The organism is Thermococcus celericrescens (assembly GCF_001484195.1).
Lineage (GTDB): Archaea > Methanobacteriota_B > Thermococci > Thermococcales > Thermococcaceae > Thermococcus > Thermococcus celericrescens.
This window is the reverse complement of the sequence record NZ_LLYW01000037.1, coordinates 1-26,344: the sequence shown is the minus strand read 5'-3', so window position 1 is coordinate 26,344 and position 26,344 is coordinate 1. Positions and strand designations below refer to the sequence as shown.

General features: G+C 56.3%; 26 protein-coding genes, 1 tRNA gene and 1 rRNA gene. 17 read left to right on the top strand and 11 right to left on the bottom strand.

The genetic code is table 11. The features are described from left to right. From APY94_RS10660 to APY94_RS10650, 3 genes are all read left to right on the top strand, one after another. A 23S ribosomal RNA gene (locus APY94_RS10660) occupies positions 1 to 819 on the top strand; the annotation flags it as partial. Positions 820 to 984: 165 nt separating this feature from the next. Continuing rightward, entirely contained in the window at positions 985 to 1,461 is a 477-nt protein-coding gene (locus APY94_RS10655) for a magnesium-dependent phosphatase-1 (RefSeq protein WP_058939612.1), read from the top strand. A 4-nt stretch (positions 1,462 to 1,465) separates the two neighbouring features. Further along, positions 1,466 to 2,032 (top strand): DUF366 family protein, encoded by a 567-nt coding sequence (locus tag APY94_RS10650; protein ID WP_058939611.1) that lies wholly within the window; start codon positions 1,466 to 1,468, stop codon positions 2,030 to 2,032. Here the strand turns inward: APY94_RS10650 and APY94_RS10645 are convergent. Both APY94_RS10645 and APY94_RS10640 read right to left on the bottom strand, forming a co-directional pair. Beyond that, complete coding sequence (locus APY94_RS10645; RefSeq protein ID WP_058939610.1) at positions 2,026 to 2,637, bottom strand: diacylglycerol/polyprenol kinase family protein; 612 nt, start codon at positions 2,635 to 2,637, stop codon at positions 2,026 to 2,028. The two genes, APY94_RS10650 and APY94_RS10645, sit on opposite strands and share 7 nt — an antisense overlap. A 32-nt stretch (positions 2,638 to 2,669) precedes the next feature. After that, a complete protein-coding gene (locus APY94_RS10640) occupies positions 2,670 to 3,554 on the bottom strand; it encodes a hypothetical protein (RefSeq protein WP_058939609.1) in 885 nt (294 codons plus the stop codon). Between the two features lie 131 nt (positions 3,555 to 3,685). Here APY94_RS10640 and lysS point away from each other — a divergent pair, with 131 nt between their 5' ends. Beyond that, on the top strand, positions 3,686 to 5,266 hold the full coding sequence (gene lysS, locus APY94_RS10635) for a lysine--tRNA ligase (protein WP_058939608.1): 1,581 nt from the start codon (positions 3,686 to 3,688) through the stop codon (positions 5,264 to 5,266). Between the two features lie 2 nt (positions 5,267 to 5,268). On the opposite strand, the gene APY94_RS10630 is transcribed toward lysS, so the two are convergent. Then, entirely contained in the window at positions 5,269 to 5,955 is a 687-nt protein-coding gene (locus APY94_RS10630) for a class I SAM-dependent methyltransferase (protein WP_058939607.1), read from the bottom strand. A 123-nt stretch (positions 5,956 to 6,078) separates the two neighbouring features. Between APY94_RS10630 and APY94_RS10625 the strand changes: the two genes are divergently transcribed. After that, positions 6,079 to 6,663, top strand: a complete 585-nt coding sequence (locus tag APY94_RS10625) for an indolepyruvate oxidoreductase subunit beta (protein WP_058939606.1) — start codon at positions 6,079 to 6,081, stop codon at positions 6,661 to 6,663. A 9-nt stretch (positions 6,664 to 6,672) separates the two neighbouring features. Here the strand turns inward: APY94_RS10625 and APY94_RS10620 are convergent, their stop codons facing one another. Then, positions 6,673 to 7,839, bottom strand: coding sequence for an MFS transporter (locus tag APY94_RS10620; RefSeq protein ID WP_058939605.1), 1,167 nt, complete (start codon positions 7,837 to 7,839; stop codon positions 6,673 to 6,675). An 88-nt stretch (positions 7,840 to 7,927) separates the two neighbouring features. Between APY94_RS10620 and APY94_RS10615 the strand changes: the two genes are divergently transcribed. The 4 genes from APY94_RS10615 to APY94_RS10600 all read left to right on the top strand — a co-directional run bounded on the left by APY94_RS10615 (position 7,928) and on the right by APY94_RS10600 (position 11,952). Next, positions 7,928 to 8,842: a phosphate signaling complex PhoU family protein gene (locus tag APY94_RS10615; RefSeq protein ID WP_058939604.1), complete on the top strand. Its 915-nt coding sequence runs from the start codon at positions 7,928 to 7,930 to the stop codon at positions 8,840 to 8,842. 66 nt (positions 8,843 to 8,908) lie between these two features. Then, on the top strand, positions 8,909 to 9,829 hold the full coding sequence (locus APY94_RS10610; RefSeq protein ID WP_058939603.1) for an isoaspartyl peptidase/L-asparaginase family protein: 921 nt from the start codon (positions 8,909 to 8,911) through the stop codon (positions 9,827 to 9,829). A 3-nt stretch (positions 9,830 to 9,832) separates the two neighbouring features. Then, on the top strand, positions 9,833 to 11,008 hold the full coding sequence (locus APY94_RS10605) for an MFS transporter (protein WP_058939602.1): 1,176 nt from the start codon (positions 9,833 to 9,835) through the stop codon (positions 11,006 to 11,008). Continuing rightward, complete coding sequence (locus APY94_RS10600; RefSeq protein ID WP_058939601.1) at positions 11,005 to 11,952, top strand: radical SAM protein; 948 nt, start codon at positions 11,005 to 11,007, stop codon at positions 11,950 to 11,952. The genes APY94_RS10605 and APY94_RS10600 overlap by 4 nt, the downstream gene beginning before the upstream one ends. Here APY94_RS10600 and APY94_RS10595 read toward each other — a convergent pair. Together APY94_RS10595 and APY94_RS10590 are read right to left on the bottom strand one after the other, a co-directional pair. Next, the gene (locus tag APY94_RS10595; protein WP_058939600.1) at positions 11,942 to 12,433 is read right to left on the bottom strand and encodes a hypothetical protein; all 492 of its coding nucleotides are present in this window, start codon (positions 12,431 to 12,433) and stop codon (positions 11,942 to 11,944) included. The genes APY94_RS10600 and APY94_RS10595 overlap by 11 nt on opposite strands. Continuing rightward, on the bottom strand, positions 12,433 to 13,362 hold the full coding sequence (locus tag APY94_RS10590; protein WP_058939599.1) for a serine/threonine-protein kinase RIO2: 930 nt from the start codon (positions 13,360 to 13,362) through the stop codon (positions 12,433 to 12,435). Before APY94_RS10590 ends, APY94_RS10595 begins: the two co-directional genes overlap by 1 nt. A 98-nt stretch (positions 13,363 to 13,460) precedes the next feature. On the opposite strand from APY94_RS10590, the gene APY94_RS10585 reads away from it, so the two are divergent. After that, positions 13,461 to 14,594 (top strand): MFS transporter, encoded by a 1,134-nt coding sequence (locus APY94_RS10585; protein ID WP_058939598.1) that lies wholly within the window; start codon positions 13,461 to 13,463, stop codon positions 14,592 to 14,594. On the opposite strand, the gene APY94_RS10580 is transcribed toward APY94_RS10585, so the two are convergent. Next, complete coding sequence (locus APY94_RS10580) at positions 14,581 to 15,777, bottom strand: proteasome-activating nucleotidase (RefSeq protein WP_058939597.1); 1,197 nt, start codon at positions 15,775 to 15,777, stop codon at positions 14,581 to 14,583. The two genes, APY94_RS10585 and APY94_RS10580, sit on opposite strands and share 14 nt — an antisense overlap. A gap of 217 nt (positions 15,778 to 15,994) precedes the next feature. Here APY94_RS10580 and cas6 point away from each other — a divergent pair, with 217 nt between their 5' ends. Next, entirely contained in the window at positions 15,995 to 16,744 is a 750-nt protein-coding gene (gene cas6 / locus APY94_RS10575; RefSeq protein ID WP_058939596.1) for a CRISPR-associated endoribonuclease Cas6, read from the top strand. Here cas6 and APY94_RS10570 read toward each other — a convergent pair. Next, positions 16,701 to 17,609 (bottom strand): MraY family glycosyltransferase, encoded by a 909-nt coding sequence (locus APY94_RS10570; protein ID WP_058939595.1) that lies wholly within the window; start codon positions 17,607 to 17,609, stop codon positions 16,701 to 16,703. The genes cas6 and APY94_RS10570 overlap by 44 nt on opposite strands. Before the next feature lie 56 nt (positions 17,610 to 17,665). Between APY94_RS10570 and APY94_RS10565 the strand changes: the two genes are divergently transcribed. Next, positions 17,666 to 18,988 (top strand): glycosyltransferase, encoded by a 1,323-nt coding sequence (locus APY94_RS10565; RefSeq protein ID WP_058939594.1) that lies wholly within the window; start codon positions 17,666 to 17,668, stop codon positions 18,986 to 18,988. 5 nt (positions 18,989 to 18,993) lie between these two features. Continuing rightward, complete coding sequence (locus tag APY94_RS10560) at positions 18,994 to 19,359, top strand: DUF2304 domain-containing protein (RefSeq protein ID WP_058939593.1); 366 nt, start codon at positions 18,994 to 18,996, stop codon at positions 19,357 to 19,359. Here the strand turns inward: APY94_RS10560 and APY94_RS10555 are convergent. From APY94_RS10555 to APY94_RS10545, 3 genes are read right to left on the bottom strand one after another with little or no spacing between them, the layout of a single operon-like run. Continuing rightward, a complete protein-coding gene (locus tag APY94_RS10555; RefSeq protein WP_058939592.1) occupies positions 19,356 to 19,892 on the bottom strand; it encodes a deoxycytidylate deaminase in 537 nt (178 codons plus the stop codon). The two genes, APY94_RS10560 and APY94_RS10555, sit on opposite strands and share 4 nt — an antisense overlap. A 6-nt stretch (positions 19,893 to 19,898) precedes the next feature. Beyond that, positions 19,899 to 20,681: a M48 family metallopeptidase gene (locus tag APY94_RS10550; protein WP_058939591.1), complete on the bottom strand. Its 783-nt coding sequence runs from the start codon at positions 20,679 to 20,681 to the stop codon at positions 19,899 to 19,901. A 5-nt stretch (positions 20,682 to 20,686) separates the two neighbouring features. Next, entirely contained in the window at positions 20,687 to 21,052 is a 366-nt protein-coding gene (locus APY94_RS10545; RefSeq protein WP_058939590.1) for a BlaI/MecI/CopY family transcriptional regulator, read from the bottom strand. A 139-nt stretch (positions 21,053 to 21,191) separates the two neighbouring features. On the opposite strand from APY94_RS10545, the gene APY94_RS10540 reads away from it, so the two are divergent. The 4 genes from APY94_RS10540 to APY94_RS10525 all read left to right on the top strand — a co-directional run. Then, positions 21,192 to 21,269, top strand: a tRNA-Arg gene (locus APY94_RS10540). A 741-nt stretch (positions 21,270 to 22,010) separates the two neighbouring features. Then, positions 22,011 to 23,135, top strand: coding sequence for a tungsten cofactor oxidoreductase radical SAM maturase (locus APY94_RS10535; RefSeq protein ID WP_058939589.1), 1,125 nt, complete (start codon positions 22,011 to 22,013; stop codon positions 23,133 to 23,135). Between the two features lie 163 nt (positions 23,136 to 23,298). Then, the gene (locus tag APY94_RS10530) at positions 23,299 to 25,116 is read left to right on the top strand and encodes an aldehyde ferredoxin oxidoreductase family protein (RefSeq protein ID WP_058939588.1); all 1,818 of its coding nucleotides are present in this window, start codon (positions 23,299 to 23,301) and stop codon (positions 25,114 to 25,116) included. 299 nt (positions 25,117 to 25,415) lie between these two features. Next, a partial coding sequence (locus APY94_RS10525; protein WP_157065531.1) for a S8 family serine peptidase occupies positions 25,416 to 26,344 on the top strand: 929 nt, incomplete at its 3' end.

The window sequence follows — 26,344 nt, the reverse complement described above, 5'->3', positions numbered from 1 at the left end:
TGCGCAGCGTAGGCGGGAGGCGTCGAAGCCCGCCCTCCGGGGGCGGGTGGAGCCGTCCATGAGACACCGCCCACCCTCTGCCGTATGGCTAACCTCCGATGGGGGGGACAGCGGTAGGTGGGCAGTTTGGCTGGGGCGGCACACCCTCGAAAAGGTATCGAGGGTGCCCTAAGGTCGGCTCAGGCGGGTCAGGAATCCGCCGTAGAGTGCAAGGGCAAAAGCCGGCCTGACTGGACCCGTAACAGAGGCGGGTCCAGCCGCGAAAGCGTGGCCTAGCGAACCCCTGAGCCTCCCCGGTGGGGGCCAGGGATGACAGAAAAGCTACCCTGGGGATAACAGAGTCGTCTCGGGCGAGAGCCCATATCGACCCCGAGGCTTGCTACCTCGCTGTCGGCTCTTCCCATCCTGGTCCTGCAGCAGGGGCCAAGGGTGGGGGTGTTCACCCATTAAAGGGGAACGTGAGCTGGGTTTAGACCGTCGTGAGACAGGTCGGATGCTATCTACCGGAGGTGCTGGGTGCCTGAGGGGAAGGCTCCCCCAGTACGAGAGGAACAGGGAGCCGCGGCCTCTGGTCTACCGGTTGTCCTACAGGGCACAGCCGGGCAGCTACGCCGCGTCCGATAAGGCCTGAAAGCATCTAAGGCCGAAGCGGTCCCCGAAAATAGGCACCCACTCCCAGGCGCAGGGGGTCGGGCGACCGGTCCTTTGCCTGGGACGAGGGCTCGGGAAGAAGACCCGTTTGATGGGGCGGGGATGTAAGCGGGAAGGGAAACCGACCCGTTCAGTCTGCCGCTCCCAACAGCCCGAGGTTTCTGTCCCTGAAAGGGGGGCTGGGCATTTGATAGGTCAATCGGCCTGTGCACGGTCCTCAAGCCCTTAAATCTCGTTTCTGTCTGATTGATTGCATCGCAATATTGGACTTCCAGTCATGATGCTTCTCCACAACCGTTAAAACCCACCAGCGGAGCTTTTCTTGGTGATAAAATGAGAGTGCTGATACTTGATCTCGATGGCACACTCTGGGATCACGAGGATGCATCCAAGCTTACGCCGCCATACGAGTTCCACGGCGATTATCTGGTTGATTTTACAGGCGAGGAACTCCATCTCTTTCCCGGGATCAGGGAGTTCCTCGAATGGTCGAGTGAGAGGTTCGTTCTGAGCATAGCGAGCTGGAACGTTGAAGAGAAGGTTAGGCCAATCCTCGAAGGCTTTGGCCTTTGGGACTACTTCAGGTTTCCAAAGATAGAGAACCACCCGGACAAGGCGGATATGATAGCGAGAACGCTCCGGGAGCTGGAGCTTTCGGGATACGATGTTGGGGGAGTCATCTACGTGGACGACAGGGATATACACATCGAAGACGTTAAAACCATAGTCCCGTCTATTCAGTTCATCCATATGTGGAAAGATGCCAAAAGTTTTGAGGAGTTGAGGAAACTCCTTGAAAGGATGGGGTGATAGCATGGAGCTGCTCATCGTGAAGGATAGGCGCATAGACTACGACGGTTCTGCGATAGGAAGCCACTGGGCCTACAGGAACTTTGGAATCCTCGGGAACTCTCTCATCGTCTTCCGTGGAAAGTGCCACGTCAAGGTTGAGGAGATGATTGACATCGAGGATCTCCGCGCGAGCAAGGAAATCAAGAGCGACGATATGGTTCACTACATAGTTGAGGTCTTCGACCTTGTCAACACTCTCTTTGCCTCAACGCTCCAGAAGCTCTTCATAGCCCGGCTCTGCGAGGTTTTGGCTGAATATGGTGTGAAAACCCACAGGAAGGGCGACGACATATACGTGAACGGCAGAAAGCTCAGCATCTCCATAGCAACGGTCTCCCCGGTCAGCGTCAAGATCCACATCGGGATAAACGTTGAGGCGAAGGGAATTCCTGAGGGTGTTGATGCCATCGGCCTGAAGGAGCTCGGCATAACGGAAGTAGAGGGCTTCATGGAGAATACCGGAAAGGCCCTCGTGGAGGAGTTCAACAAGGTGAAGAAGGACAGCCTGAAGGTCAGGTGGGCTCAGTAGAGGAGAAAGAGAAGACTCCCCACCAGAGGAACCGCCAGGTTATCGTCGAGCCAGCCCTGGTACTCGGCCAGGGTCAGGATAACTGCCCACCATATTTTTCCCATCGTACCAGCATCAAGGAGAAGGAACGCTATCGCCAGCGCCGTCGCCAGGTAGCCAAAGCTTCCAGTCCAGTGCTTTCTCAGCTTGACGTTGAAGCCGTGCCGCTTGAAGTAGAAGTGCCTGATTATCTCGGTTATCCCGTCGCTGACGGCCATGGCCAGGAGCAGGGCGGTGGCGTATTCCCTCGGCAGAACCATCGGGACAACCGAGGCGGAGAAAGCGAAGAAGACCTCCCCGTAGTTGTGTTCTATCTGGTACCACGAGAACTCCCTCTTTTTGGGGTGCAGCCAGAGCTGGAAGAGCCCGAAGACGAGAGCCGCGCCGCTGAAGACCTCCGCGGGTATTTTCCCGTAGTAGAACATTAGAACGGCCGGAACGATGCTGAAGTGGATTATCTTCCTGTTCACCCACGCCCATTCCGGCCCGAGCCTTTTAGTGAGGCCTATGGCGATGAGTATGAAAGCAGCGGCGGTGCCAGCATAGATTCCCCAGCTTGGGAGCATTCGTTCCACCAAAAAATGAGAGGGGGTTGGGGTTAATATGACTTGTCCCCGAAGGCCCTTCCAACGGCCTCCAGTGCGGTGATGAAATCGCCCGCGTGGACGACGATGTACCACTCGTCCGTCCTCGCGAGCTCTCCCCGGGATTTTCCGACCAGCTCGCCGTAGAGCCCCTGGATCCTAACCCTCGGCTCCGTCGTCGAGAGCTTGAGCGTTATCTCGGCCGGCCTCCCGTTCTCCCAGACCAGGCCAACCTTGAGGCCCGCTTTGGTTTCCCTCCTCTTTCTCAGACCGAGCCTGAGGTAGCGGAGCCTCTCCTTGGGAACCCCGTTCTCTTTGGCCTTCTCCCTTAAGTACTCCTCTGCCAGAGTCAGCCCATGGAGCCCAAGGGCGTAGCCAAAAACCGGAATTCCCAGGTCTTTTCTGCTTCGTCCCTTGTATGCGTAAACCTCTATCCTTCCGCCTGAGCCCCGGGAGGCCGTATAAAATCCGTTTCCGTTATCGTTCCTGAAATCGCCCAGAAAATCCACCAGTTCATCGTACGCCGAAAACGGGAGCGAAAAGCTCGCCCACGTTCCCCAGACCCTGGGAGGGACGGAGACGAAGCCCATCTCCTCGAGGTGGTACTCGATCGGTTTTGGCCTGAGCACCAGAAAGCCCCTTTCCGTGAGCTCCATATCGAGGGACGTTCTTTCGCCGGGCAGCATGGCAGATTTGCCGTCGCTTTCAAAGTCCTTGGCCTTCAGCAGGCGGCTCCTCCTGATGCGCCTCTCCTCCCGCGAGCCCACCACTACGGGAACTGGAGTTCTCCTCCCGCTCTCCCTATCGTAGGGCACCCTGAAACCCGCCTTAAGCAGCTCCTCCTGAATCTCCAGCGACGCCGGGAAAAACGCCTGCATCCTCCTCATCCCTAACTCCATGGGGATACCTCCATGTTACTTTTATCTGTGGTTTTACCATCAGAATTTATAAAATTTTCTCCCTCGGAGTTGTCTCCCATGCCAAGCTTAAGCTTAAAAGCCCCTCCGCAGACCTAAGCGCGGTGGTGAGAATGGTTCATTGGGCAGACTACATGGCTGAAAAGATTATCCGGGAGCGCGGCGACAGGGATGAATACGTTGTGGAGAGCGGAATAACTCCGAGCGGTTACGTTCACATAGGGAACTTCAGGGAGTTCTTCACGGCGTACATAGTCGGCCACGCCCTCAGGGACAGGGGAAAGAAGGTTCGCCACATCCACATGTGGGACGACTACGACAGGTTTAGGAAAGTGCCGAAGAACGTCCCGCCCGAGTGGAGGGAGCACCTCACGAGGCCGGTTCGCGAGGTTCCCGATCCCTGGGGCTGCCACGACAGCTACGCCGAGCACTTCATGGCCATATTCGAAGATGAAGTGTCGAAGCTCGGCATAGAGGTGGACTTCCTCCACGCCTACGAGCTGTACAAGTCCGGCGAGTACGCCGAGGAGATAAGGACCGCCCTGGCCAAGCGCGAAGAGATAAAGGCCATACTCGACAAATACCGCGAGAGGGCCAAGCAGCCGCCCCTCGAAGAGAGCTGGCAGCCGGTTATGGTTTACTGCCCGAAGTGCAGGAAGGAGGCGGAGTTCGTTTCGTGGGACGGCGAGTGGAAGGTCTCCTACAAGTGCCCCCACTGCGGTGGCGAGGGCGAGACCGACATAAGGGAGGGCAACGTGAAGCTCCGCTGGCGCGTTGACTGGCCGATGCGCTGGGCGCACTTTAAGGTGGACTTCGAGCCGGCCGGAAAGGACCACCTCGCCGCGGGCGGTTCCTACGATACCGGCAGGGAGATAGTTGAGAAGATATTCGGCTGGCCGTCACCCATAGACCTGATGTACGAGTTCGTCGGAATCAAGGGGCAGAAGGGCAAGATGTCCGGCAGCAAGGGCAACGTTATACTCCTCAGCGACCTCTACGAGGTGCTCGAGCCGGGAATAATCCGCTTCATATACGCCAAGGCGAGGCCGAACAAGGAGCTCAAGATAGACCTCGGCCTGGGCCTGCTCAACCTCTACGACGAGTTCGACAAGGTGGAGCGCATCTACTTTGGCATTGAACGGGCCAAGGATCCCGAGGAGGAAGAGGAACTCAAGAGAACCTACGAGCTCTCGATGCCGAAGGTTCCCGACAGGCTGACCGCGCAGGCGCCATTCAGGTTCCTGGTTACGCTCGTCCAGATGCCGCACCTCGACGAGGGGGGCATAATCCGCGTTCTCCAGGAGCAGGGTCACGTTCCGAAGGAGCTCGGCGAAGATGACGTCGAGCGCATAAGGCTCCGCATAAGGCTCGCCAGGAACTGGGTTGAGAAGTACGCCCCCGACAACGTGAAGTTCAGCATCCTGGAAAAGCCCCCAGAAATCGAACTTAGACCTGAAATCAGGGAGGCCATGCTCGAGGTCGCGGAGTGGCTCAGCTCCCGTGAGAGCTTCACCGTTGACGAACTCAACAACGCCATCTACGACGCCGCCAAGAAGCGTGAAATTCCGAGCAAGGAGTGGTTCAAGGCACTCTACAACGTCTTCATCGGCAAGGATCGCGGCCCGAGGCTCGCGAGCTTCCTGGCTTCCCTCGAGGGGGACTTTGTGATAAGGCGCCTCCGCCTGGAGGCTTAGTCTCATTTTTTCGGCGCATAAACCTGGAAGTAGCTGTGCTCGTTCATCCTTTCACTGTGGAGCTGCCTGAAGTATAGCTTTGCCAGCAGTTCCACCGCGGTCTTTCCCCAGACGTTGAATCTGACGCGGAAATGCTCTTTTTCGCTCTGGAACTCCAGAACCACGGTCTTTTCGTCGGTGTCTGGTAAAACCCTGCTTATCCAGTACTCCGTGCCTACGATCTGTCCGTTCATGAGAACCGGTAAAAGGGCCCTCAGGTCGGTGAACTGAAGGATGAACCTCCCACTCGGTTTGAGAACCCTTGCGACCTCTTTGAAGGTTGAATTTAGATCCATCGGTTCGAAATGAACGAGGCTGTCTATGAAAACCACGTAGTCGAAGCTGTTCTCCTCGAAGGGCAGTTTTCTGGCGTCTCCCTTCACAAACTCAACCTTTGACCTTCTGTCCTTTGCGAATTCCCTTGCCTTGGAGAGCATGACGTCGCTGTTGTCGAGGGCAACGACGTTGAATCCCAGGTCTTCAAGGAGAAAGGAGAACCCCCCGGTCCCACAGGCCAGGTCGAGAACCCTTCCCCTCGCCGGCATGTGCTTCATCAGGAGCGGCTCCAGTGCTTCAATACGCTTTCGATACTCCTCCGAGTATACGTCCGTGTATGCCGGAAACGCCTCGTAGTACTTTTCGAAGCCCATGTTTTTACTTACTCGTGTGTCTTTAAATATTTGCCGCAAAAGTTTGTGTGGTTTTCTACTTTTTCCGAATTTTCTCGACAACAGGTTTTTATCCGCTCCCTCCAATGCATCTCGGTGGTGCCGATGGAGTTTAACCTCATAATCACCGGAGTCGGCGGCCAGGGTGGATTGACGCTTTCGAGGATCGTTGGGAACGCCGCCATGCATGAGGGCTACAACGTCAGGATAGGTGAAACCCTTGGAATGAGTCAGCGCTATGGAAGCGTTCTCAGCTACCTCCGCTTTGGCGAGGAGGTATACTCACCCCTCATTGAGGAGGGCAAAGCAAACCTCATGCTCGCCCTTGAACCTGCCGAGGCGTTGAGAAACGCCCGGTTTTTGGGTAAAAACAGCACGGCCGTGATAAACGCCTATCCAATCCACACGGCAACGACCCTCGTCGGGAAGGAGAAGTATCCAGAGCTGGAGGAGATAAAGGAAGCCATCGGCAAAATCTGCCCCGTGTACATGATGGACTTCCAGTGCGAGGCCGATAGGATAAACCCTAGAACCCTCGGCGTCCTGATGCTTGGCTACGCCTACGGGAGGGGTCTCGTGCCCCTCAGGAAGGAGTCCCTCTACGAGGGGATAAGGCTCACCCTCAGGGAGAAGCTCTGGGAGATCAACTTCAGGGCCCTTGAGCGGGGAATCGAGCTCGCAAAGGGCTGACTTTTCTTTTCACTTGTTGTGCTTTATAAAGAATGCGTAGAATATCGCCGTCGCTATGACGTACAGCAGGGCAGTCGCGTAGAACGGATAGCTCAGGGACATCCCGAACAGCAGGCCGCCGACGTAGTTTCCCCCGCCGCGCATGAAGGTCGAGAATGCCCTTCTTATTCCGGCGGCCGTTGCCTTCTCCTCGGTCGAGAAGAAGCCCATCATGAAGGAGTCGTTTATGGGCCACACTATGTTCATGAGGATGGAGCGGACGACATAGAGCAGTGCCGCTAACAGGAAGGTCTCTATCGAGGGGAATATCGCGAAGAGAAAGGCCGCTATGCTCTGGAAGGACGTTATCACCTTCACCGGCCCTATCCTGTGAACCAGCTTTGGAAGGCCGAAGGAGCCGAGGCCCATCGCCAGCTGCTGGAAGAAGAATATCCCGCTTATGGCCGCGAGCGTCTGCCCGAACTGGAGCTTGAAGTAGAGGCTCATGTAGGGTATCGTTATTCCCGCCCCGAAGCCTATCAGCGCGCTCGGAAGGGAGAACTTGAGTATCTTGACGACCAGCTCGCGGTTCCAGTTTATTCTCGGGTTCCTCACGGGAACGTCCCGTATCATCAACAGCGCCGGAATCACGAGGGCGAACTGGAGGAGCGCCAGCGAGATGACCAGTCTGTAGGCTATTCCCTCGGTCAGCCCGAGCCCCACGAAAAAGTCCGGGGCAAAGCCCGCTATGAGAACTCCCAGGGCGTTGAATATCGTTCCCAGGCCGAAGCTTATAGAGAACGCATGATGGCGCCTCTCCTCGCCGACCTCCTCGCTGAGTAGTGCCGTGAAATTCGGCTGTCTCAGACCCATGTTCGCGCCGACCAGGAAGAAGCCTAAAGCGAGTACGTAGTCGTTTATCGCCGCCACCTGGAGGAGCCTTCCCGCGAGCCCGAGGAGGGCCGAGATGATGAGGGTCCTCCGGTAACCAAGCCTCAGTGAGACCTGACCTGCTATCAGGAAGAAGAGTCCGCCGGTGAACGTCTGTATCGAGAAGAACGTTCCCATCGCCGCCATATCGTAGCCTAAAACCGCCAGATAGAACGGCATGATGAATATTGAGAACTGGAGGAAGAGCTGACCCGCCGCGTTGGCCGCTATGAGTATCTTCGCGTCCCTGCTGTAGTCCTGGAACATGTGCTAACGTTAATCTTAGCGTTTATAAGTCTGTCGAACCGAAGCCTTTTATACGCCGCTCCTCGTCTATATATTGGCGGTGATATCTATGGAGTTCAGGAAAATCCAATTTACCGGCAGGAGTTCATACATAATATCCCTCCCCAAGAAGTGGGTCAGGGAACACGGCCTCAGCCAAGGAGACGTCGTTCCGCTCTCAATAAACCCCGACGGGAGCATAACGATATTCCCCAAGGAGCCGAAGGAGATAAGTGAGAGGAAGGTCCTTACGATATCTCGCGAATATTCCCCCGACATGGCGGTCAGGCTCGTTATCTCGGCCTACATCCAGGGCTACGACGTTCTTGAGATTGTGCTCTCCGGCGAGATGCCCCTCTACAAGGTGAGGATGCGCAAGGTTCTCCAGAGCCTTCCCGGCGTTGAGATAATCCTCGACGAGCCCCAGAGGATGGTGGCCAAGAGTCTCCTCGACGAGGAGGAGGTCAACCTGGCCGAGCTCCTCAACAGGATTCGCTCGCTCATAATGTCCATGCTCGGTGACCTTGAGCTTCTCATTCAAAACCCCGGTGAGGAGGAGATACTCAGGGATATCAACGACCTCGAGAACGAGCTGGACAGGTTCTACTTCCTCATAATCCGCGCGGTCAACAGGATCCTCACCAAGCGCGGCGTCACCGAGGAGAGCGGCATAATCAGGAGGACCTTTGACCTGCTTGGCATACTCTTCATAGTCAGGAACATCGAGCGCATCGGAGACCACATAACGCGCATTGCCGAGAACCCGGGCGAGGTCAACGTTCCGTATCTCAAGGAGAAGTTCGGCCAGATGATGGCTCAGATTGAGGAGCGCGACCTCACGAAGATCGACAGGCTGATGCTTGAGCTCAAGGGGGAGATACGCTCCATCGACTACCGCCAGTCAATAGCCCTTGAGAGCTACCGCAGGATTCTCGAGTACCTTGAGAACATCGGCGAGACGATAATCAACATGGCCCTGAGCTGAAGTTCATATCTTTTCGTTTCCACAACTCTTTTAACCATTCGAGGACTTTTTATTACGGTGGTTCTCATGGTCGCGATAATAGTTCACGGCGGTGCCGGCACGATAAGGAAGGAGGAGCGCATTCCAAAGGTCATCGAAGGCGTTAGAGAGGCTGTTCTGGCCGGCTGGCGCGAACTCAAGAGGGGTTCTGCTTTAGATGCGGTCGAGGAGGCCGTCAAAGCCCTCGAGGACAACCCGCTCTTCAACGCAGGCACCGGAAGCGTCCTCACCCTCGACGGGAAGGTCGAGATGGACGCGGCCATAATGCGCGGCAAAACCTTCGATGCCGGGGCCGTCGCCGGGATCTGGGGCGTCAAGAACCCCATAAGCGTCGCGAGGAAGGTGATGGAGAAGACCGACCACGTGCTCCTCAACGGCGAGGGAGCGGTAAAGTTCGCCAGGCTCATGGGCTTCGAGGAGTACAACCCAATGACCGACGAGAGGCTGAAACAGTGGGAGGAGCTGAGGAAGAAGCTCGTTGAAAGCGGAGAAACGAGGCACTGGAAGAAGCTCAACGAGCTCATCAAGGAGTACCCGGAGGTGCTGAGGAGTACCGTTGGGGCTGTTGCCTTCGACGGTGAGGAGGTAGTGGCAGGAACATCCACCGGCGGGGTATTCCTCAAGATGTTCGGCAGGGTTGGTGACACCCCGATAATCGGAGGCGGAACCTACGCCAACGAAGTTGCCGGGGCTTCCTGCACCGGTCTCGGCGAAGTGGCGATAAAACTCGCCCTGGCCAAAAGCGCCACCGACTTCGTCCGCCTCGGAATGGACGCCCAGTCCGCCAGCGAGGCCGCGATAAGTCTCGCCACAAAGTACTTCGGCGCCGACACCATGGGCATAATAATGGTCGACGCCAGAGGCAACGTGGGCTTCGCGAAAAATACGAAACACATGAGCCACGCCTTCATGAGGGAGGGAATGGACGAACCCACAGCGGGGGTTTGAGCCATCGACAAAGCGCTCCGGGACATCTGGCTCCTCAACGTCTCGACCTTCTTTTTCTTCTTAGGAATAAGCGTAGTCAACCCCATAATATCGCCCTTCGCGATAACCCTCAACGCCACCCCATTCCTGGTTGGCCTGGTCGCGGGAGTTGCCTCCGTCGTCTCTCTGTTCTCGAAACCGATCGGCGGCCTCATCGGGGATAGGGGGTATCGGTTCCAGGCTATGATGGCCGGCAATGTCCTTGGAATGCTAGCCGGGCTCCTCTACATAACCTCGGCACTCCTCGGAAATCTGTGGATATTTGCCTTTGCAAGGGCGATCCACGGCTTCTCCATGGGGATATTCTTCCCCTCCAGCCTCTCCACGGCCGTTGATCTCGCACCCGAGGGACGTATCGGCGAGACGCTGGGCTGGCGAGGTATGATGTTCTCCCTCGGCAACATAATCGGCCCGGCCCTCGGCGGCTACCTTTCCGACCTCCTCGGCTTTGTGGGAGCCTTCTCCTTCACCGTGATATTTTCCCTCGTTGGCCTCGCCCTCGTAGTCCCGGTCTGGCTCGATGGCAGAAGGGCCGTTGCCAGGAGGGAGGAGAGGCACGAGGATGTCAGCTACTCAGAGCTCCTCAGGAGCTATTTCGTTGCCGCGTCGCTGGCGCTGTTCTTCTTCTCCTTCTCCTACGCCGGCGTCATAACTTACCTTCCCGCGCTCTACAAGGTACTGGAGATGCCCCAGAGCCTGTTCGGCTTCTACATGATGGTCATCGGGATATCGAGCTTCATAATGAGACTCGTGGGTGGCAGAAGCGCCGACAGGATGGGCCCGATTCCCGTCATACGTGCCGGCATGCTCCTCGTTATCCTCGGCTACATCGTGCTGATCCTTTACAGGCTCCCGCCCTACTCCTACGTCAGCGCACTCCTAATCGGCGCGGGCTTCGGCCTCTCCGTTCCCGCGATGCAGCTCATGGCCCTTGGAAACCTCCCTCAGAGGATAAGGACGATGGGTTCGAGCGTCTACACGATGTTCTTCGACCTCGGAATGCTTGGGGGTCAGGTAACCCTCGGCTACGTCGCCGGCATCAGAGGCTACGCCGGGATCTTCCCACTGCTCCCATTCATAGCGGCCGCATCACTTATAATAGTCCACGCGCCTCTCATACTAGGAGGTAGGAAGGGATGAAAGTCAGGGTCTCCTACGGAACTGCCATAGCGATGGGACTCGTAAGGGCCAGGATGCTGGCCAGACCAACCACCGCGTACCTCATGACGTACCACGACGGCCGCTGTCGTAACAACTGTGCCTTCTGTCCCCAGGCGAGGGGAAGCGGGGCGGATCTCAAAAGACTGTCCCGCATAACCTGGCCGGCCTTCGGCGTGGAGGAAGTCATTAAAAGCCTTCCAGGGGGCGGTTTTGCGAGGATATGCCTCCAGACGGTTGACTATCCCGAACTGGTCTCCGACGTCATCGAACTCCTCGACCTTTTCCAGCCGCTGGGCCTCCCGGTCTCGGTCTCGATAACCCCCGTGAATAGGGGGGTCCTTGAGGAGTTCAAATCAAAGGGGGTCGACTACATCGGCGTTGGCCTCGACGTGGCCAGCGAGAGGCTCTACCCGGAGATCAAGGACTCCCTCTACTCCTGGGACGAGATGTGGCGTTTCACGAAAGACGTCATCGACGTCTTCGGCGATGGAAAGGCCCTCGTGCACCTCATAATCGGGCTCGGAGAGACCGACAGGGAAGCCGTCGAGACCATCTGGAGGTCGTACTCGATGGGCGCCTGGGTTTCCCTCTTCGCCTTCACGCCCATAAGGGGGACCCGCCTTGAGAACGCGAAGCCTCCGAGCCTCGCGAGGTACAGGAGAATCCAGGTGGCGCATTACCTCATAAAGGAGAGGCTTGCCACGCCCGGCGATTTCGAGTTCGATGGGGACGGCTCCCTAATCGGCTTTGGAATCGAGGGAGAGGAGCTTGCCGAGCTTATTCCCCCGGAAGTTTTCACCACCCACGGCTGCCCCGGCTGCAACAGGCCGTACTACAACGAAAGACCAAAGAAAGAGCCATACAACTTCCCAGAGAGGCCGGTGGGGGACTACGTGGGGCGTGTTCTTGACTCTATTCTCTGAGGAGCCCGATTATCTCGTTGAACTCCTCCAGCGAGAACCGCTCCTCGACCTTTTCTCCCCTCGCTATCTTCATGAGCGTTTGAACGAAGCGGTAAAGCTCCTCGTCGTTCTTCACCAGGCTCAGCGTAACGTCCATGTCCTCGGAGACCTCCCCGAGCCGGTTCTCCTCCTTCATTATGAACAGAACGTCCCCGAGCCTCTTTATCCCGAGCCGATAGAGGTCTTCGTTGGGCGCGCGGTGTACCCCGCGTATGGCGCACTTCACGGCTCCCCTGTAGTTGTCCTCCTGAAGGAAGATATCCGCGAGTCTGAAGCAGGCCTCGAAGTAGAACTCCGGCTCCTCGTCCCTCGCCAGCTCCATTATCTCGTCCAGCTTCCGCTTGGCGGTCTCGAGGTCTCTGGCATTTTCTGCCTCTATGGCCTCCCGGAAGAGCCTCATGATCTTCTCACGCCTGTTCAGAGGTTCGTATTTTATAACCATCATCCCTCACCCCGGCTCTCGAGCCAGGCCTTTTCAAAGTCCGGCCAGACATCCTCAAACATCTTCTCCACACGCCACCGTCTCCGGAATGCGTTCAGCACCACCCGCAGATCCCTCTTCAGAAGTTCATAGCTCTCTGGGTGGGCGGTCGTTATGTGCTGGGCCCAGTCTATTATGAGTATCTCGCCCTCGCCGTGGGTCAGAACCACGTTGAACTCGCTCATGTCCGAGTGAACGATGCCGAAGCGGACTATCTTGAGGTACTCTTCCAGGACGCGGTCGAGTATCTCCCTTGCCTCTTCCCGCGTCAGGTCGGTGTCGCGAAGCTCCGCCAGCTCGGTTCCTTCTATGAACTCCATGACGACCACGTGCCTGTTCCATGCTACCGGCCTCGGCACCCGGGCTATCGGGCTCAGAAGAGTTAGCGCCTCGTACTCCTTCTTCGCGATGAGCCTCGAGACGTAGAGCCAGCTCGTGTGGCGCTTATCCTGGAAGACGTGGCCGTGGTAGCCGGCCCTCCGAGATGCGGTTCTTCCACCGATGCGGTTGAACTTGACGGCGACCCTTTCGCCGGAGGGAGTCATTCCGATGTAAACGTCGGCGTCCTTTCCCACGCCCACATGGGCGGGGTTTATCGCCTCGATAACGCCCTTCTTCGCGAGCGCCCTTATGGCGAGGACATCGTAGCCGTGTATCGTGAGCTGGTATCCTATGTAACCGATGTCGCTCCTCCTGGCCACGAGCCCCCAATCGTCGAGCTTCCCGAGCCTGAACGAGGCGGTCTCAATGTCCGTTCTCGTGAAGCGCGCGATGTCCTCCAGGGGCACCCAGCGGTGGTGCCGCATGTTCAGCTCTACCCCTCTGAGTATCCTGAAGTCGAGGTCCCGCAGGTTGGGATAGGCCTCTAGTGCCAGCAGCTTGCTCACCATCTTCCTTCCCTAAAGTCGGTTCCCGGCTGGAATTTATAAAGGTAGTTGACCGTTCCTGTCCAACAGACTTTTAAACGTTCAGCCGTCTATCGAAGGCCATGAGGAAGAAGCTCCTTGCCCTCGTGAGCCTCGGCTGGATATTCAACTACGCCCACAGGATGGCGATCCCTCCCCTCATACCCATGATAAAGGCCGAGCTGGGAATAAACAACGCCGAGGCCGGGCTCCTGATGACCGCCCTTCTCCTGCCCTATGCCCTTGTCCAGGTTCCTGCGGGCTACTTCGGCGACAGAATCGGCAGAAAACGTCTCCTCACCCTCAGCATAATCGGCTACTCGCTCTCTTCGGCCCTCATAATCTTTGCCCGGGGTTACTGGGACCTCCTCGCTATCCGGGCCATCTATGGAATCTTCTCCGGTCTGTACTACGCCCCCGCAACTGCCCTGATAAGCGAGGTCTATCGCGAGAGGAAGGGCTCCGCGCTGGGCGTCTTTATGGTGGGCCCGCCCGTCGGCAGCGGGATAGCGCCTCTGATAGTCGTTCCCATAGCGGTGAACCTCGAATGGCGCTACGCCTTCCTGGTGCTCTCCGCGCTGAGCACGGCGGTCGGAATCGCACTGGCCCTTGCTGTCCGGGGAGAGGTGTCCAGGCCCTCCCGGGTTACGTTCTCAATCCCGCGGAACGTTTTCCTCCTCAGCGCGGCAAACTTCATAGTCCTGGCGGCTTTCTTTGGTCTCCTCACGTTCCTTGTGTCCTTCCTGGTGAACGCGGGGGTCTCCCTTGAAACCGCGTCCCTGCTGTTCTCCCTTCTCTCGGTTATTGGAATCGCTGGCTCGCTCGTGGGGGGCGGACTGTACGACAGGATTGGGAGGCGCAGCGTGGCTGTGGTCTTTGGCCTCAACGCCCTCCTCACGCTCCTCCTGGCCGTGACGGCATCTCCCTGGGTTATCGTCCCGCTGGGCATCACGTTCTACTCTGTTGGCGCCATAGTCACAGCCTACACCTCTGAAAAGGCCACCGGGGAGAACCTCGGTTCTGTTATTGGCTTCGTCAACATGGTGGGCTTCTTTGGGGCCACGGTGGGGCCCTATCTCGTCGGTCTCCTGATAGATCACTTCGGCTACGAAAAGGCTTTCCTGTCGATACCCGCCATGTACATGCTGGCGTGGGCAGTCATAAAACTGGAGGAGGGTATGGAAGGAAGAAAAGAGGGACGGCTCAGCCGTACATGACTTCGTGCATCGCTATCTGCTGGGCGAGCCTCTGCTCCGCGCCGAAGACCTTCTCGATGGCCTTCATGAAGTCCTCCTGGGTGACGTACTCGCGCCTCGCCCTTATGGCGAACATTCCTGCCTCGGTCGCTATGGCCTTGAGGTCCGCACCGCTGGCTCCCTCCGTCATCTCCGCTATGACGCGCAGGTCGACGTCCCTGAGGTTCATCTTCCTCGTGTGCACTTTGATTATCTCCAGCCTGCCGCGGAAGTCTGGGAGCGGGACCTCTATGAGTCTGTCGAACCTGCCGGGCCTCAGCAGAGCGGGATCGAGGATGTCCGGCCTGTTGGTGGCGGCGATTATCTTGACGTTGCCCCTCGGGTCGAAGCCGTCCATCTCCGCCAGGAGCTGCATGAGGGTTCTGTTGACCTCCCTCTCGCCGCCCGTGGTTTCGTCCATCCTCTTCGCTCCTATTGCGTCTATCTCGTCTATGAAAATTATGGTCGGGGCTTTCTCCTTGGCGAGTTCAAACAGCTCGTGGACGAGTCTGGCGCCCTCTCCTATGAACTTCCTCACGAGTTCGCTGCCAACGACGCGGATGAAGGTCGCGTTGGCCTCGTGGGCCAGGGCCTTGGCCATGAGGGTCTTTCCACAGCCGGGCGGACCATAGAGGAGAACCCCCTTCGGCGGCTCGATTCCGACCTTCTCGAAGAGCTCCGGGTGCCTGAGCGGAAGCTCTATCGCCTCCCTGAGTTCCTGCAGCTGTTTCTCGAGGCCGCCTATGTCCTTGTAACTGACAGTTGGTCTCTCGATGACCTCAAATCCGAGGACGCTTGGGTCTTTCTCGCTGGGGAGGAGCTCCACGACGGCCATCGTCCTCTGGTCGAGGGCCACCCTCGAACCCGGCTTAAGGTTCTCGCGCTCGATCCATGGCGCTATCCTGACGACAAAGCGCGGTCCGTTGAAGTTCTGGACTATCGCCCTGTCCTCGTCTAGCAGTTCAAGAAGCGTCCCCGCGAAGGCCGGCGGCTGTCTGAGCCTGGACATCTCCATTCTCAGGCGGGAAAGCTCTCTCTCCAGTCTCTCCTTGTCGGCTTCCAGGGTTCTCACCTGGAGCTCAAGCTGCCTTATGCGTCTCTTCAGATATATGACGTAATCATCGTACTCGTCCGTTGGTTTGATATCGACGTTTTCAACGCTCATAACCTTTCACCTCTCACAATTAAGGTTTCTGTAGAAGGGTCTTTTTAACTCTATCCTTCCCAAGATGGTTGGCGGGGCGATTTATATACTTGTTGGTACAAAACGTGCGGATTCTCCCGACATCTCTTTGAAGTAATCCTCCGGTGGTTTAATCTGCGAAATTCTTATTAACTTTAAACGCGGAGTATAGAAAGGCTGTATCAAGGGGTGGGTTGTAATGAGGGTGGAGATAAAGTTCAGGCCCGCGGAGGAGGGCACGATTCTGCCGTTTAACTACAATTACGACGTTTACACTCAGCTTGTGGCTAAAATGGCCGTAGTCTCCCCTGAAATAGCCAGGGAAGCAGAAGTAAGTCATGTTGACTATTTCACATTTTCCCGCATAATGGTGCGGAAGCGCGAGCTCATCCCGGACAGGGGGATTAGGGTTCTCTCGGACGACGTCTCGCTCTACATCTCGTCCTCCTCGAACGAGCTGATAAAAGCGGTCGTTGAGGGCTTCATCGACAGTCCGATTCTGCAGATAGGGGACGCCACTTTCATCGCCGATGACATAAAGATCCTCAAGGAACCCAGGATAAAAGAAAGCGCCCTGTTCTCGACGCTGAGCCCGATAATGGTCAGGACGGTTAAGCTGAGCGGCAACCGGATGAAGATATGGGACCTCTACCCCAACGAGGAGAGCTTCTTTGACAAGCTCCGCAAGGTAATGCTCATGCGCTATTCTGCCATAATGGGGGAGATGCCCGAGGAGAGGGACTTTTCAATAGACGTTGTCAAGTTCAAGCCCGTCAGGATACTCGTTAAGGACACATACTACCGCGGCTCGCTCATGATATTCCGCTACACTGGCTCCTCCGAGATCGCCCGCTTCGGCTATGAGAACGGTTTTGGGGAAAAAACGAGGTACGGCTTCGGGATGGTCAAAGTGATAGATGAAGAGCAAGAACCAGAAGCCCGAGAATGAACTCTATCCCCCAGACTATTGCGACGAGCCTCGGCTCGTTCACCCTGACCGTTCTCATTATCGTTCCCAGAAAGCTGGGGTACGGCGGTGCCCTCAGCGTCCCGTCGAGCAGCACTTCCGTTCTTCCATGTTTCCTGACCCCAAACCTAACTCCAACCGCCTTTATCACGAAGTCCAGAAAGTGCGGGACGAGGAGTATCGCCGCGTAAAGTTCAACCTTTCCGAGTATCCCAACGAGCCCAATCAGCGCCCCCATACTCAGCGTTCCCGTATCGCCTGGGAAGACCCTCGCGGGGTAGCGGTTCCACCACAGGAACCCCAGGGCGGCGCCTAGTCCCGCCAGCGCCAGACCCCTGGCGGGTCCGTCGGTTACCACAGCCAGAAAGCCCAGTGCCACGGCGGAGGTTCCAATCTCAAGGCCGTTGAAGCCGGCCAGCAGGTTCACCAGGTTTGCCGAGCCCGTAACGAAAAGCACCGCGAAGACGGGGTAGAGGATTCCAAGATCGATGGTGTGGCCGAGGATGTCTATCCGCGAAGATACCCCGAAGAACACAGTCGGAACCGCGACCAGGAGGGAGAGGGCCACCTTGTGGGACTGTCTGAGTGCCGTCAGGTCGTCCACGATTCCAACGACTCCGAAGAGCATGAATACAAGGAGGGCCCGGGCGGTTTCGGGATCGAGGGACGGTGCCAGCGCCAAGGGGATGCCAACGAGGAGCGCCAGTCCGCCCATCTCGGCAACTTCGGGCCGGTCGAGCTTGTGTATGTCCCTTCCGATGATGCCTGCTTGCTTCAATCTCCCCGCGAGGTAAGGGGTGAGGATGAGCGTCAGGGTTAAACCTATAAGCGGAGCAACCTCTATCATATCCAGGCACCCTCTGCTTGTAGGAACGCCCAAAAATAAACCCTTCGGTGGACGGCATGGACGTGAGGCTTGTAGTCTTCGACCTCGATGGAACGCTCGTTGGTGCTCCAAAACCCTTTACTCAACTCAAGGAGGAGCTGAAATCCAGGCTCCTGGCCGAGGGAATACCCAGGGAGACCCTCGGGGACCTCACTCCGATGTACGAGAGCCTTTGGAGGATAGCGAGGGAAACGGGCAGGGACTTCGGAGAGCTCTATTCTCATATGGTGGAGCTTGAAACCGAGCGCATATCTGAGAGCTTTCTCTTTGAAGGCGTCAGGGAAACCCTGGAGTTTCTCAAGGAAAGGGGTATCCGGATGGCGGTGATGACCCGCAGCTCCAGGATGGCGGCTCTCAGGGCCCTTGAGATGCACGGCATAGCTGGATATTTCAGCGTGGTGTCCACGCGGGACGATGTCCCTCCGGGGGAGCTTAAACCGAACGCCGGTCAGCTGGGGCGGATAATCGAAGCCCTCGGCGTTGAGCCGACCAGAACCCTCGTAGTCGGCGACCACGGTTACGATATACTGCCGACGAAGAAGCTTGGAGCGCTCTCGGTCATGATAACCTCCCACGAGTCTGGAAGGATGAGCTTCTCCGTCGATGTGGAGCCGGACTTCGAGGTTCCAACGATGGAGGAGTTCAGAAGTCTAATTGAGGCCCTTCTGGACACGTATATCGTCGTCCCTGCCTACAACGAGGAGCGCATGGTGGGCACCGTTTTGGAGGATCTGCTGCGCTACTTCAGGCGCGACGAGATAATCGTTGTCAACGACGGCTCCCGCGACAGGACCGAGGAGATAGCCCGCTCAAAGGGCGTTCACGTTCTCACGCACCTGGTCAACAGGGGGCTCGGCGGTGCCCTCGGCACGGGCATTGCCTACGCACTCCTGAAAAACGCCCGGCTGATCCTCACCTTCGATGCCGACGGTCAGCACCTCGTGAGCGACGCCCTCCGCGTAATGAAGCCCGTTGCCGAGGGTAAAGCGGACTTCGCGGTCGGCTCCCGCCTCAAGGGCGACACCAGTCAGATGCCGTTTGTCAAGCGCTTTGGCAACTTCGTCCTCGACGCGATAACAGCAGTTTTTGCCAGGAAGTACGTCAGCGACAGCCAGAGCGGACTTCGGTGTTTCAGCCGCGACTGCGCGGCCAGGATAAGGATAACCTGCGACAGATACGCCGTTTCGAGCGAAATCATCATTGAGGCCGCCAAAAGCGGGTGCAGAATAGTTGAGGTTCCAATAAAGGCCGTCTATACGGAGTACTCGATGAAAAAGGGCACCAACATATTTGAAGGCGTTAAAATCGCGCTCAACCTGCTGTTCGATAAGCTGAGGTGATGGATATGTATGCGGTTCAGTACATAGCTATAGCGGTCGTCCTCGTCCTGATGGTATACGTCCTGGGCAGGTACGGCCGCGGGGAGTTCGAGTGGGGCGACTTTCTCTTCTGGGAGGCCATTCTCATCGGTCTGCTGGTAGTCTCGATATTCCCGGTTCAGATAGCCAACGAGATCAGGAAACTCCTCGGCCTTGGGAGGGGTCTCGACGCCCTGTTCGTCATAGGAATCGGTCTCTCCTACATACTCATCTTCAGGGTGTACCTCACGGTCGATAAAACCGAGCGGGAGATAACAGAACTGACGAGAAAGATAGCGATAGAGCTTGAGGAAATAAAGGGAAGGCTTGAGGAGATGGAAAAGAAGCACTAAACCCTGAACTCCCCAAAGAGTTCCTCCAGGAAGGCCTTAACGCGCTCCTTTGGCAGTTTGAACTGTCGTATTTTCACTATCCCCTTCCTCTGGGCCTCCTTCAGCAGAATCTCCGTCGCTTCGTTGGGGTACATCTCCTCGTAGACTATCTCCTTTATTCCGGCGTTTATGACTATCTTGAAGCAGATGTCGCAGGGGAAGTGGGTGACGTAGAGCGTTGCCCCCTCGAGGCTTATGCCTTTCCTGGCCGCCATGGCTATAACGTTCTGCTCCGCGTGAACAGCCCTGTGGCAGTGTCCATCGACTATCAGGCAGCCGGCGTCGATGCAGTGATCCATTCCGCGCGGGGCCCCGTTGTATCCAGTGGCCAGGATGTAGCCGTCCTTGACGGCGACGGCCCCAACGCGGAGCCTCGGGCACGTCGCGCGGAGCGATACGAGCTTCGCTATAAGCATGAAGTACTCGTCCTTGGTCGGCCGTATCCGCTTTATCCTGTCCGCCTTCTCCCTGTCCAGGAAGATTTCAACCGGCATGGTTCATCACTGCATGCGCTTATTGAACATGTTGTTTCCGTCTATCTCGATGATGATCCGGAATATCCTTTCATCGTAGCTTGGGTGGGTCTCGATTATTTGAACTTTCTGCTTCCTCTCGATTGCTGGCTCGATGCTCGGGAGCACGCTTGATTTGATGCCAACGCGGAGGTCCTCGTAGTACTTCAGCTCCTCCAGGGCGCGCTTGAGGTTCATCGGCGTGTCGAGGAGCCTCAGGGCGGTCTCGTCCGCCTGGAACTCCCGCTCCTTGTGGAAGTTCGCGCGGGTCACCTCATAGAGGCCTAGGAGCGTCAGTGAGGCGGCACTGATAACCGGGCTTCTGGTCAGGAGCATCAGGACCCCTGTGAACATCACCATAAGGTACCTCCCGTAGGCAAGAACCGGGAAGGTCCTGGTGTCGCCGTTCTTTATGTGCCCCAGCTCGTGTGCGGCCACCGCCAGTATCTCCTCCTGATCGAGGACTTCGAACAGGCCGAGGGAGAGCACTATCGTGTTCTTGAATGAGTACGCGGTGGGGATGTACTCGTCCAGTATGTATACCCTTGGCATCGGCAGGCCCGCCTTCCTGGCCATCTCTGCGATGCCGTCGTAGAGCCAGGGCATCTCGCTCCGCTGGAGGGGAACGTACTCGCCCTTGATGTCGTGGGTTGAGGCCCACACGTAGAGCGCCAGCACGGTCCCGAAGGCCACCAGCGATATTTCGAGGCCTAGTTCTGCCAGTGCTATCACTGCCAGCAGGACCTCAAGGGCTATTACGATGAACAGCATCGTCATCACTTCTTAATCTTGGACAGGTAAGCGTAGGTCGCCTCCTTGAAGTTCGTCATAAGGGCATCCAGTATGCTCTGGACAACCTTTTCTTCAAACTCCTCTCTGGTGGCGGTTATAGCGTAGACGTACCTCATTCCACCCCTTCCCTTCTCAACGCTCCTCTTGAGCAGCCCTCTCTCGCAGAGGCGGTTCATGAGTATGCTTATGGTAGAACGCCTTATATCAGGGTGCTTCTCCTTCATGTACTCGTAGACCTGGCCGGCCGTTGCCACCTTGACCTTCCACATGTGCTCCATTATCTCCGCCTCGAGCGGCGGGAGAACGGCCTTTATCCCCTCCTCGGTAAGCTTGAACTCGTGCGGCTCCATGTTACCACCATCCTTCCCTGATGTATGATAGGGTGTCGGGGCTAAAAAGTTTTTGTGCAATCAGGTACCACTGTGTACAGTGTCCCCTTTCGGTGAAGAATTAGATTTTTAAATCCCCGCCTGGAATAACTATGGGTGTGGGCCGGTGGCTTAGCATGGATAGAGCGTCGGCCTCCGGAGCCGAAGGTCGCGGGTTCAAATCCCGCCCGGCCCGCCATTCAGCCTTGCTTACGCAAGCGCTGGCGGAAGGAGTGCGTGCAATTTTAAAAATGCTTGTTTTCTATGTGGTTTACTCGTCAATTGGCAGTTCTACAGTATTTCACGCCCCACAAGGCGTCCTTCGGACGCCGGAATAAAAGCGAAACTGCTCAAGAGGCTAGTTTTGTTGGTAAACTCTCCTTTATAAGCGAATTTTAGAGTGCACGCTTTATCTTGCGACAGTTTAACAGAAAGGGGACTTTTGATCAAACTTTGTTAAAGGATTGTGATTCCTTTTCAACGCTGATTCCTTGAGAAGGGAGTTTTGGGTTTAAAGTCTGCTTTTGAAACTTGGATTAGCATTATTGGTTTTTCTCGTGAGGTTTCAACTTCAACCTGCGCTCCAAGGGAGCGCTAAAGCTCTGAACCTCTCTTAAACAAACTTCGCCCATGGCCCGTTTCTCTCAACCTACTGGGAACTACACCCCACACCCCCTTAAACTTCGCCTGCGCGACGTTGAGCTTTGTTCTACGCAAGGGACGGTAATTCCGCGGAGTTTGACACGGGTCATGATTTTTTAGCTTGCTTCTTAACCACAATCCTAACTGGAAATTGCCCTTTTGGTTCTTCTTTGACGGTCTAACTCAACAGGGTTTGCTCGCTGAAAATGTGGCTTTTGGCGTTGAGAGATTCATTGCCCAATAATGTCCACCAACCGTTATAAGGGGTTGTTTAAAACTTCGCCTTTAGGTGTCGGATATGGAGGACCACCACCTTTTCGATTTGTCGGACTACAAGGTTTTAATCCCCAAGAAACCGGACCTTAGATACCTCTACCTTGAGATAACCAACCGTTGTAATCTCCGCTGTGAGATGTGCTTCAAGCAGTACTGGGAGGACCCCGAAGGCGATATGGACTGGGAGCTTTTCATGAAGATACTCGACGACGCCGAGGAGCTCCCTGAGCTGGAGATGATATATTTTGGGGGAATTGGCGAGCCCACCGTTCACCCGCGCTTCATGGAAATGGCGAGGGAAGTCAAGAACAGGGGATTTGCGCTGGGAATAAGCACCAACGGCTTCCTTCTAACGGATGAACGCATAAGGACGCTTGTTGAAATTGGCCTTGATCTGATATACTTTTCAATAGACTCCATCCCAACCCAGCCCGTTGATATAGGCCACATAAAGCCCGACTACACAAGCTCGCGCATAAAGAAGATACAGGAGGTCAAGAGAGAACTCGGGAGCGACGTTCCACACATCGGCGTCGAAGTCGTTGCCACGAAGGAGAACTACAGAGAACTGCCGGAGATAGCGCACTACGTCGGCTCCCTCGGCGTGGATACCCTTCTGATCTCCAACCTCATTCCCATAACCGAGGAGCACTCGAAGCTGATAGTGTACGATGGCTCGGTTGATATGAAGCCCATCATCGACAAACTGGAGGCAATCTATCACGGCTACCTTCACAAGATAGCCGAGTTCTCCCTAAGGACGGAGCGCAAGTGTGAGTTCGTTGACAAGAAGGTTGCCGTAATTCGATGGGACGGTGAGGTCGCCCCGTGCTATCGCTTCCTCCACACATATCCCGAGATCGTTTTTGGAAGGAAAAAGCAGGTTTATGCCCACTCCTTTGGGAACGTCAGAGAGAAGAGTCTGAGGGATATATGGACGAGCAGGGAGTACAGCTGGTTTAGGTTCGTTGTTAAGAACTCCCTCTATCCGAGCTGTACGGATTGTCCCCTTAACGAGTCCTGTTCCTTCGTTCAGGATACAAACTATGACTGCTGGAGCAACACACCAAGCTGCGCGGACTGCCTCTGGTCAAGGCGTATAGTTCTCTGTCCGATTCCTGAGAAGGGCATGAAGGGATTCTGGTGAGGTCGTTCCATCGATATCGTGCATTGAATTCACCTTTCCCTGGAGAAGTTTGTTAAACAGAAGGAGTTAATTTGTTCATCAATGTTGCATTCTTTTGCTTTCGTCAAATTTATTAACATCAATGTACAAAAATGTTTCCAAGAACTGCTGGAGGCTTCAGAGTATGTTTGCGTATTGGGGAAAAATTTTGAGGGTGAACTTGACAAACGGGACCATAAAAGAGGAGCATTTTGACGAGGAATTCGCGAAGAAATGGCTGGGAACGAGGGGTTTTGGCATCTACTATCTCCTCAAGGAGATGGACGCCACCGTGGACCCGCTGAGCCCCGAGAATAAGATTATATACGCCACCGGTCCACTGACCGGCACTACCGCCCCGACCGGCGGAAGGTACATGGTCATAACCAAGAGCCCACTGACGGGTTACATTGCCATGGCAAACTCCGGCGGCTTCTTCGGTGCGGAGCTGAAGTTCGCGGGCTGGGACGCCATCATAGTTGAGGGCGCCTCTGACCACCCGGTTTACCTGTACATCAACGATGAGAGCGTTGAGATAAGGGACGCGAGTCATCTCTGGGGCAAAACCTCGAGCGAGACTGAGGAGGCACTCAAAGAAGAAATCGGTGACAAGAGGATTCGTGCGGCGCTCATCGGACCGGCCGGTGAGAACCTCGTCCGCTTCTCTGCCGTTATGAACGACGAGCACCGCGCCGCCGCCAGGGGTGGCGTTGGGGCCGTCATGGGGAGCAAGAAGCTCAAGGCCATCGTCGTCCGCGGCCACAAGCGCGTCGAGGTTGCCGACAGGGCGAAGTTCACGAGCGTCGTCAAGGAGAAGACCGACAAGCTGAGGAACGACCCGACTGCCGGAGGTGGGCTGCCCAAGTACGGAACGGCCGTTCTAGTTAACATCATCAACCAGAACGGCCTTTACCCGACGAGGAACTTCCAGTACAGCCAGTTCGAGTACGCGGAGGAGCAGAGCGGTGAGGCCATGGCGGCGAAGTATCTCATCAGAAACAAGCCGTGCTACGCCTGTCCGATTGGCTGTGGAAGGGTCAACAAGCTCCCAACCCTTGGAATAACCGAAGGGCCGGAGTACGAGAGCATCTGGGCGCTCGGAGCACACAACGGCATAAACGACCTCGCGAGCATAATCCACGCCAACCACATGGCGGATGAGTACGGTCTGGACACCATAAGCCTCGGTGGAACCCTCGCAACGGCGATGGAGCTCTACGAGAAGGGCATCCTCAAGCAGGAGGACCTCGGAGAGGAGGCGCCCCCGTTCAGGTGGGGCAACAGCGAGGTCCTTCACTACTACATCGAGAAGATCGCCAAGAGGGAGGGCTTCGGAGACAAGCTCGCCGAGGGCGGCTACCGCCTCGCCGAGATGTACGGCCACACCGAGTACTTCATGGGCGTCAAGAAGCAGGAGCTTCCAGCGTATGACCCGCGTGGAGCAGAGGGACACGGCCTCGGTTACGCCACCAACAACCGCGGCGGCTGCCACATCAAGCAGTACATGATCAGCCCTGAGATTCTCGGCTATCCGTACAAGATGGACCCGCACGACATCGGCGACGAGAAGGTCAAGATGGTCATCCTCTTCCAGGACCTCACGGCTCTAATTGACGCCGCCGGACTCTGTGTGTTTACGACCTTCGGACTCGGCGCCGATGACTATCGCGACCTGCTGAACGCCGCCCTTGGCTGGGACCTCTCGACCGAGGAGTACCTCAAGATAGGTGAGCGCATCTGGAACGCCGAGAGGCTCTTCAACCTCAGGGCCGGCCTCGACCCGCTCAAGGAGGACACCCTGCCGAAGAGACTGCTTGAGGAGCCCGTCAGGAACGGGCCGAACAAGGGCCACGTCGTCAGGCTGCACCTGATGCTTCCGAAGTACTACAAGTTCCGCGGCTGGACCGAGGACGGAAAGATAACCGAGGAGAAGATGAAGGAGCTCGGAATCGAGGAACTCTGACCCAGTTATTGCCTTTCATTTCTTTGTTGGGATTTTTATCCTGCGGAACTTATGTGCGTAATGTGGTGTTAATCTTGTAAATCCACTTTTTTGTTGTGATTTTTTCGTCTCACAACTTACGATTTGTTGTATTTGATGTTTACAAATAGGTCCAGAAAGATTTCTCTGTTAATGCCATATGCAATAATACGTTTTAAAATCGAAAGGTTTATATTATTGATGCACAAAACGGTGCCTCGATGACGGGCGTAGTGCCCCGATGCTGAAATAAACCAGACCATGAATCGAGGTGTCTAGAAATGAAGGGTTGGAAGGCTGTGGTATTGGCCATTTTCCTGATAGGCATTATGGCCGGAATGGCCGCTGCGGCACCGACAAAGCCCATCGTTCGGAATAACAGCACCCAGCAGAAGAACTACGGCCTCATGACTCCTGGACTGTTCAAAAAGGTCCAGAGGATGGACTGGAACCAGGAGATCAGCACGGTTATAATGTTCGGCAGTCCACAGGACAGGGATAGGGCCGTGAGGGTACTGGAAACCATGGGAGCGCAGATTAAATACTCCTACAAGATAATCCCCGCCGTCGCGGTTAAAATGAAGGTCAGGGACCTCTTGCTCATCGCCGGCATGATCGACACCGGCTTCTTCGGCAACACCAAGGTCTCTGGAATAAAGTTCATCCAGGAGGATTACAAGGTTCAGGTTTCGGACGCCACTTCCGTCTCCCAGATAGGGGCGGACACCGTCTGGAACTCCCTCGGCTACGATGGCAGCGGTATCGTTGTTGCGGTTATTGATACCGGTATAGACGCGAGCCACCCCGACCTCCAGGGTAAAGTCGTAGCCTGGTACGATGTCGTCAACGGCAAGACCACCCCCTACGATGACAACGGACACGGAACCCACGTGGCCGGTATCGTTGCCGGAACCGGCGCGGTCAACTCCCAGTACATCGGCGTTGCCCCCGGGGCGAAGCTCGTCGGCGTCAAGGTTCTCGCCGCGGATGGCTCAGGAACGATCTCGGATATAATCGCGGGCGTTGACTGGGTCGTCCAGAACAAGGACAAGTACGGAATCAAGGTCATCAACCTCTCCCTCGGCTCAAGCCAGAGCTCCGACGGTACCGACTCCCTGAGCCAGGCCGTTAACAACGCCTGGGCCGCCGGGCTTGTCGTTGCCGTTGCCGCCGGTAACAGTGGACCCAACACCTACACCGTCGGTTCTCC

Excerpts from the sequence above, each read along its gene's own strand:
- APY94_RS10655 (WP_058939612.1), top strand. The coding sequence starts at position 985 with ATGAGAGTGCTGATACTTGATCTCGATGGCACACTCTGGGATCACGAG.
- APY94_RS10650 (WP_058939611.1), top strand. The coding sequence starts at position 1,466 with ATGGAGCTGCTCATCGTGAAGGATAGGCGCATAGACTACGACGGTTCT.
- APY94_RS10645 (WP_058939610.1), bottom strand. The coding sequence starts at position 2,637 with ATGCTCCCAAGCTGGGGAATCTATGCTGGCACCGCCGCTGCTTTCATA.
- APY94_RS10640 (WP_058939609.1), bottom strand. The coding sequence starts at position 3,554 with ATGGAGTTAGGGATGAGGAGGATGCAGGCGTTTTTCCCGGCGTCGCTG.
- lysS (WP_058939608.1), top strand. The coding sequence starts at position 3,686 with ATGGTTCATTGGGCAGACTACATGGCTGAAAAGATTATCCGGGAGCGC.
- APY94_RS10630 (WP_058939607.1), bottom strand. The coding sequence starts at position 5,955 with ATGGGCTTCGAAAAGTACTACGAGGCGTTTCCGGCATACACGGACGTA.
- APY94_RS10625 (WP_058939606.1), top strand. The coding sequence starts at position 6,079 with ATGGAGTTTAACCTCATAATCACCGGAGTCGGCGGCCAGGGTGGATTG.
- APY94_RS10620 (WP_058939605.1), bottom strand. The coding sequence starts at position 7,839 with ATGTTCCAGGACTACAGCAGGGACGCGAAGATACTCATAGCGGCCAAC.
- APY94_RS10615 (WP_058939604.1), top strand. The coding sequence starts at position 7,928 with ATGGAGTTCAGGAAAATCCAATTTACCGGCAGGAGTTCATACATAATA.
- APY94_RS10610 (WP_058939603.1), top strand. The coding sequence starts at position 8,909 with ATGGTCGCGATAATAGTTCACGGCGGTGCCGGCACGATAAGGAAGGAG.
- APY94_RS10600 (WP_058939601.1), top strand. The coding sequence starts at position 11,005 with ATGAAAGTCAGGGTCTCCTACGGAACTGCCATAGCGATGGGACTCGTA.
- APY94_RS10595 (WP_058939600.1), bottom strand. The coding sequence starts at position 12,433 with ATGGTTATAAAATACGAACCTCTGAACAGGCGTGAGAAGATCATGAGG.
- APY94_RS10590 (WP_058939599.1), bottom strand. The coding sequence starts at position 13,362 with ATGGTGAGCAAGCTGCTGGCACTAGAGGCCTATCCCAACCTGCGGGAC.
- APY94_RS10585 (WP_058939598.1), top strand. The coding sequence starts at position 13,461 with ATGAGGAAGAAGCTCCTTGCCCTCGTGAGCCTCGGCTGGATATTCAAC.
- APY94_RS10580 (WP_058939597.1), bottom strand. The coding sequence starts at position 15,777 with ATGAGCGTTGAAAACGTCGATATCAAACCAACGGACGAGTACGATGAT.
- cas6 (WP_058939596.1), top strand. The coding sequence starts at position 15,995 with ATGAGGGTGGAGATAAAGTTCAGGCCCGCGGAGGAGGGCACGATTCTG.
- APY94_RS10570 (WP_058939595.1), bottom strand. The coding sequence starts at position 17,609 with ATGATAGAGGTTGCTCCGCTTATAGGTTTAACCCTGACGCTCATCCTC.
- APY94_RS10565 (WP_058939594.1), top strand. The coding sequence starts at position 17,666 with ATGGACGTGAGGCTTGTAGTCTTCGACCTCGATGGAACGCTCGTTGGT.
- APY94_RS10560 (WP_058939593.1), top strand. The coding sequence starts at position 18,994 with ATGTATGCGGTTCAGTACATAGCTATAGCGGTCGTCCTCGTCCTGATG.
- APY94_RS10555 (WP_058939592.1), bottom strand. The coding sequence starts at position 19,892 with ATGCCGGTTGAAATCTTCCTGGACAGGGAGAAGGCGGACAGGATAAAG.
- APY94_RS10550 (WP_058939591.1), bottom strand. The coding sequence starts at position 20,681 with ATGCTGTTCATCGTAATAGCCCTTGAGGTCCTGCTGGCAGTGATAGCA.
- APY94_RS10545 (WP_058939590.1), bottom strand. The coding sequence starts at position 21,052 with ATGGAGCCGCACGAGTTCAAGCTTACCGAGGAGGGGATAAAGGCCGTT.
- APY94_RS10535 (WP_058939589.1), top strand. The coding sequence starts at position 22,011 with ATGGAGGACCACCACCTTTTCGATTTGTCGGACTACAAGGTTTTAATC.
- APY94_RS10530 (WP_058939588.1), top strand. The coding sequence starts at position 23,299 with ATGTTTGCGTATTGGGGAAAAATTTTGAGGGTGAACTTGACAAACGGG.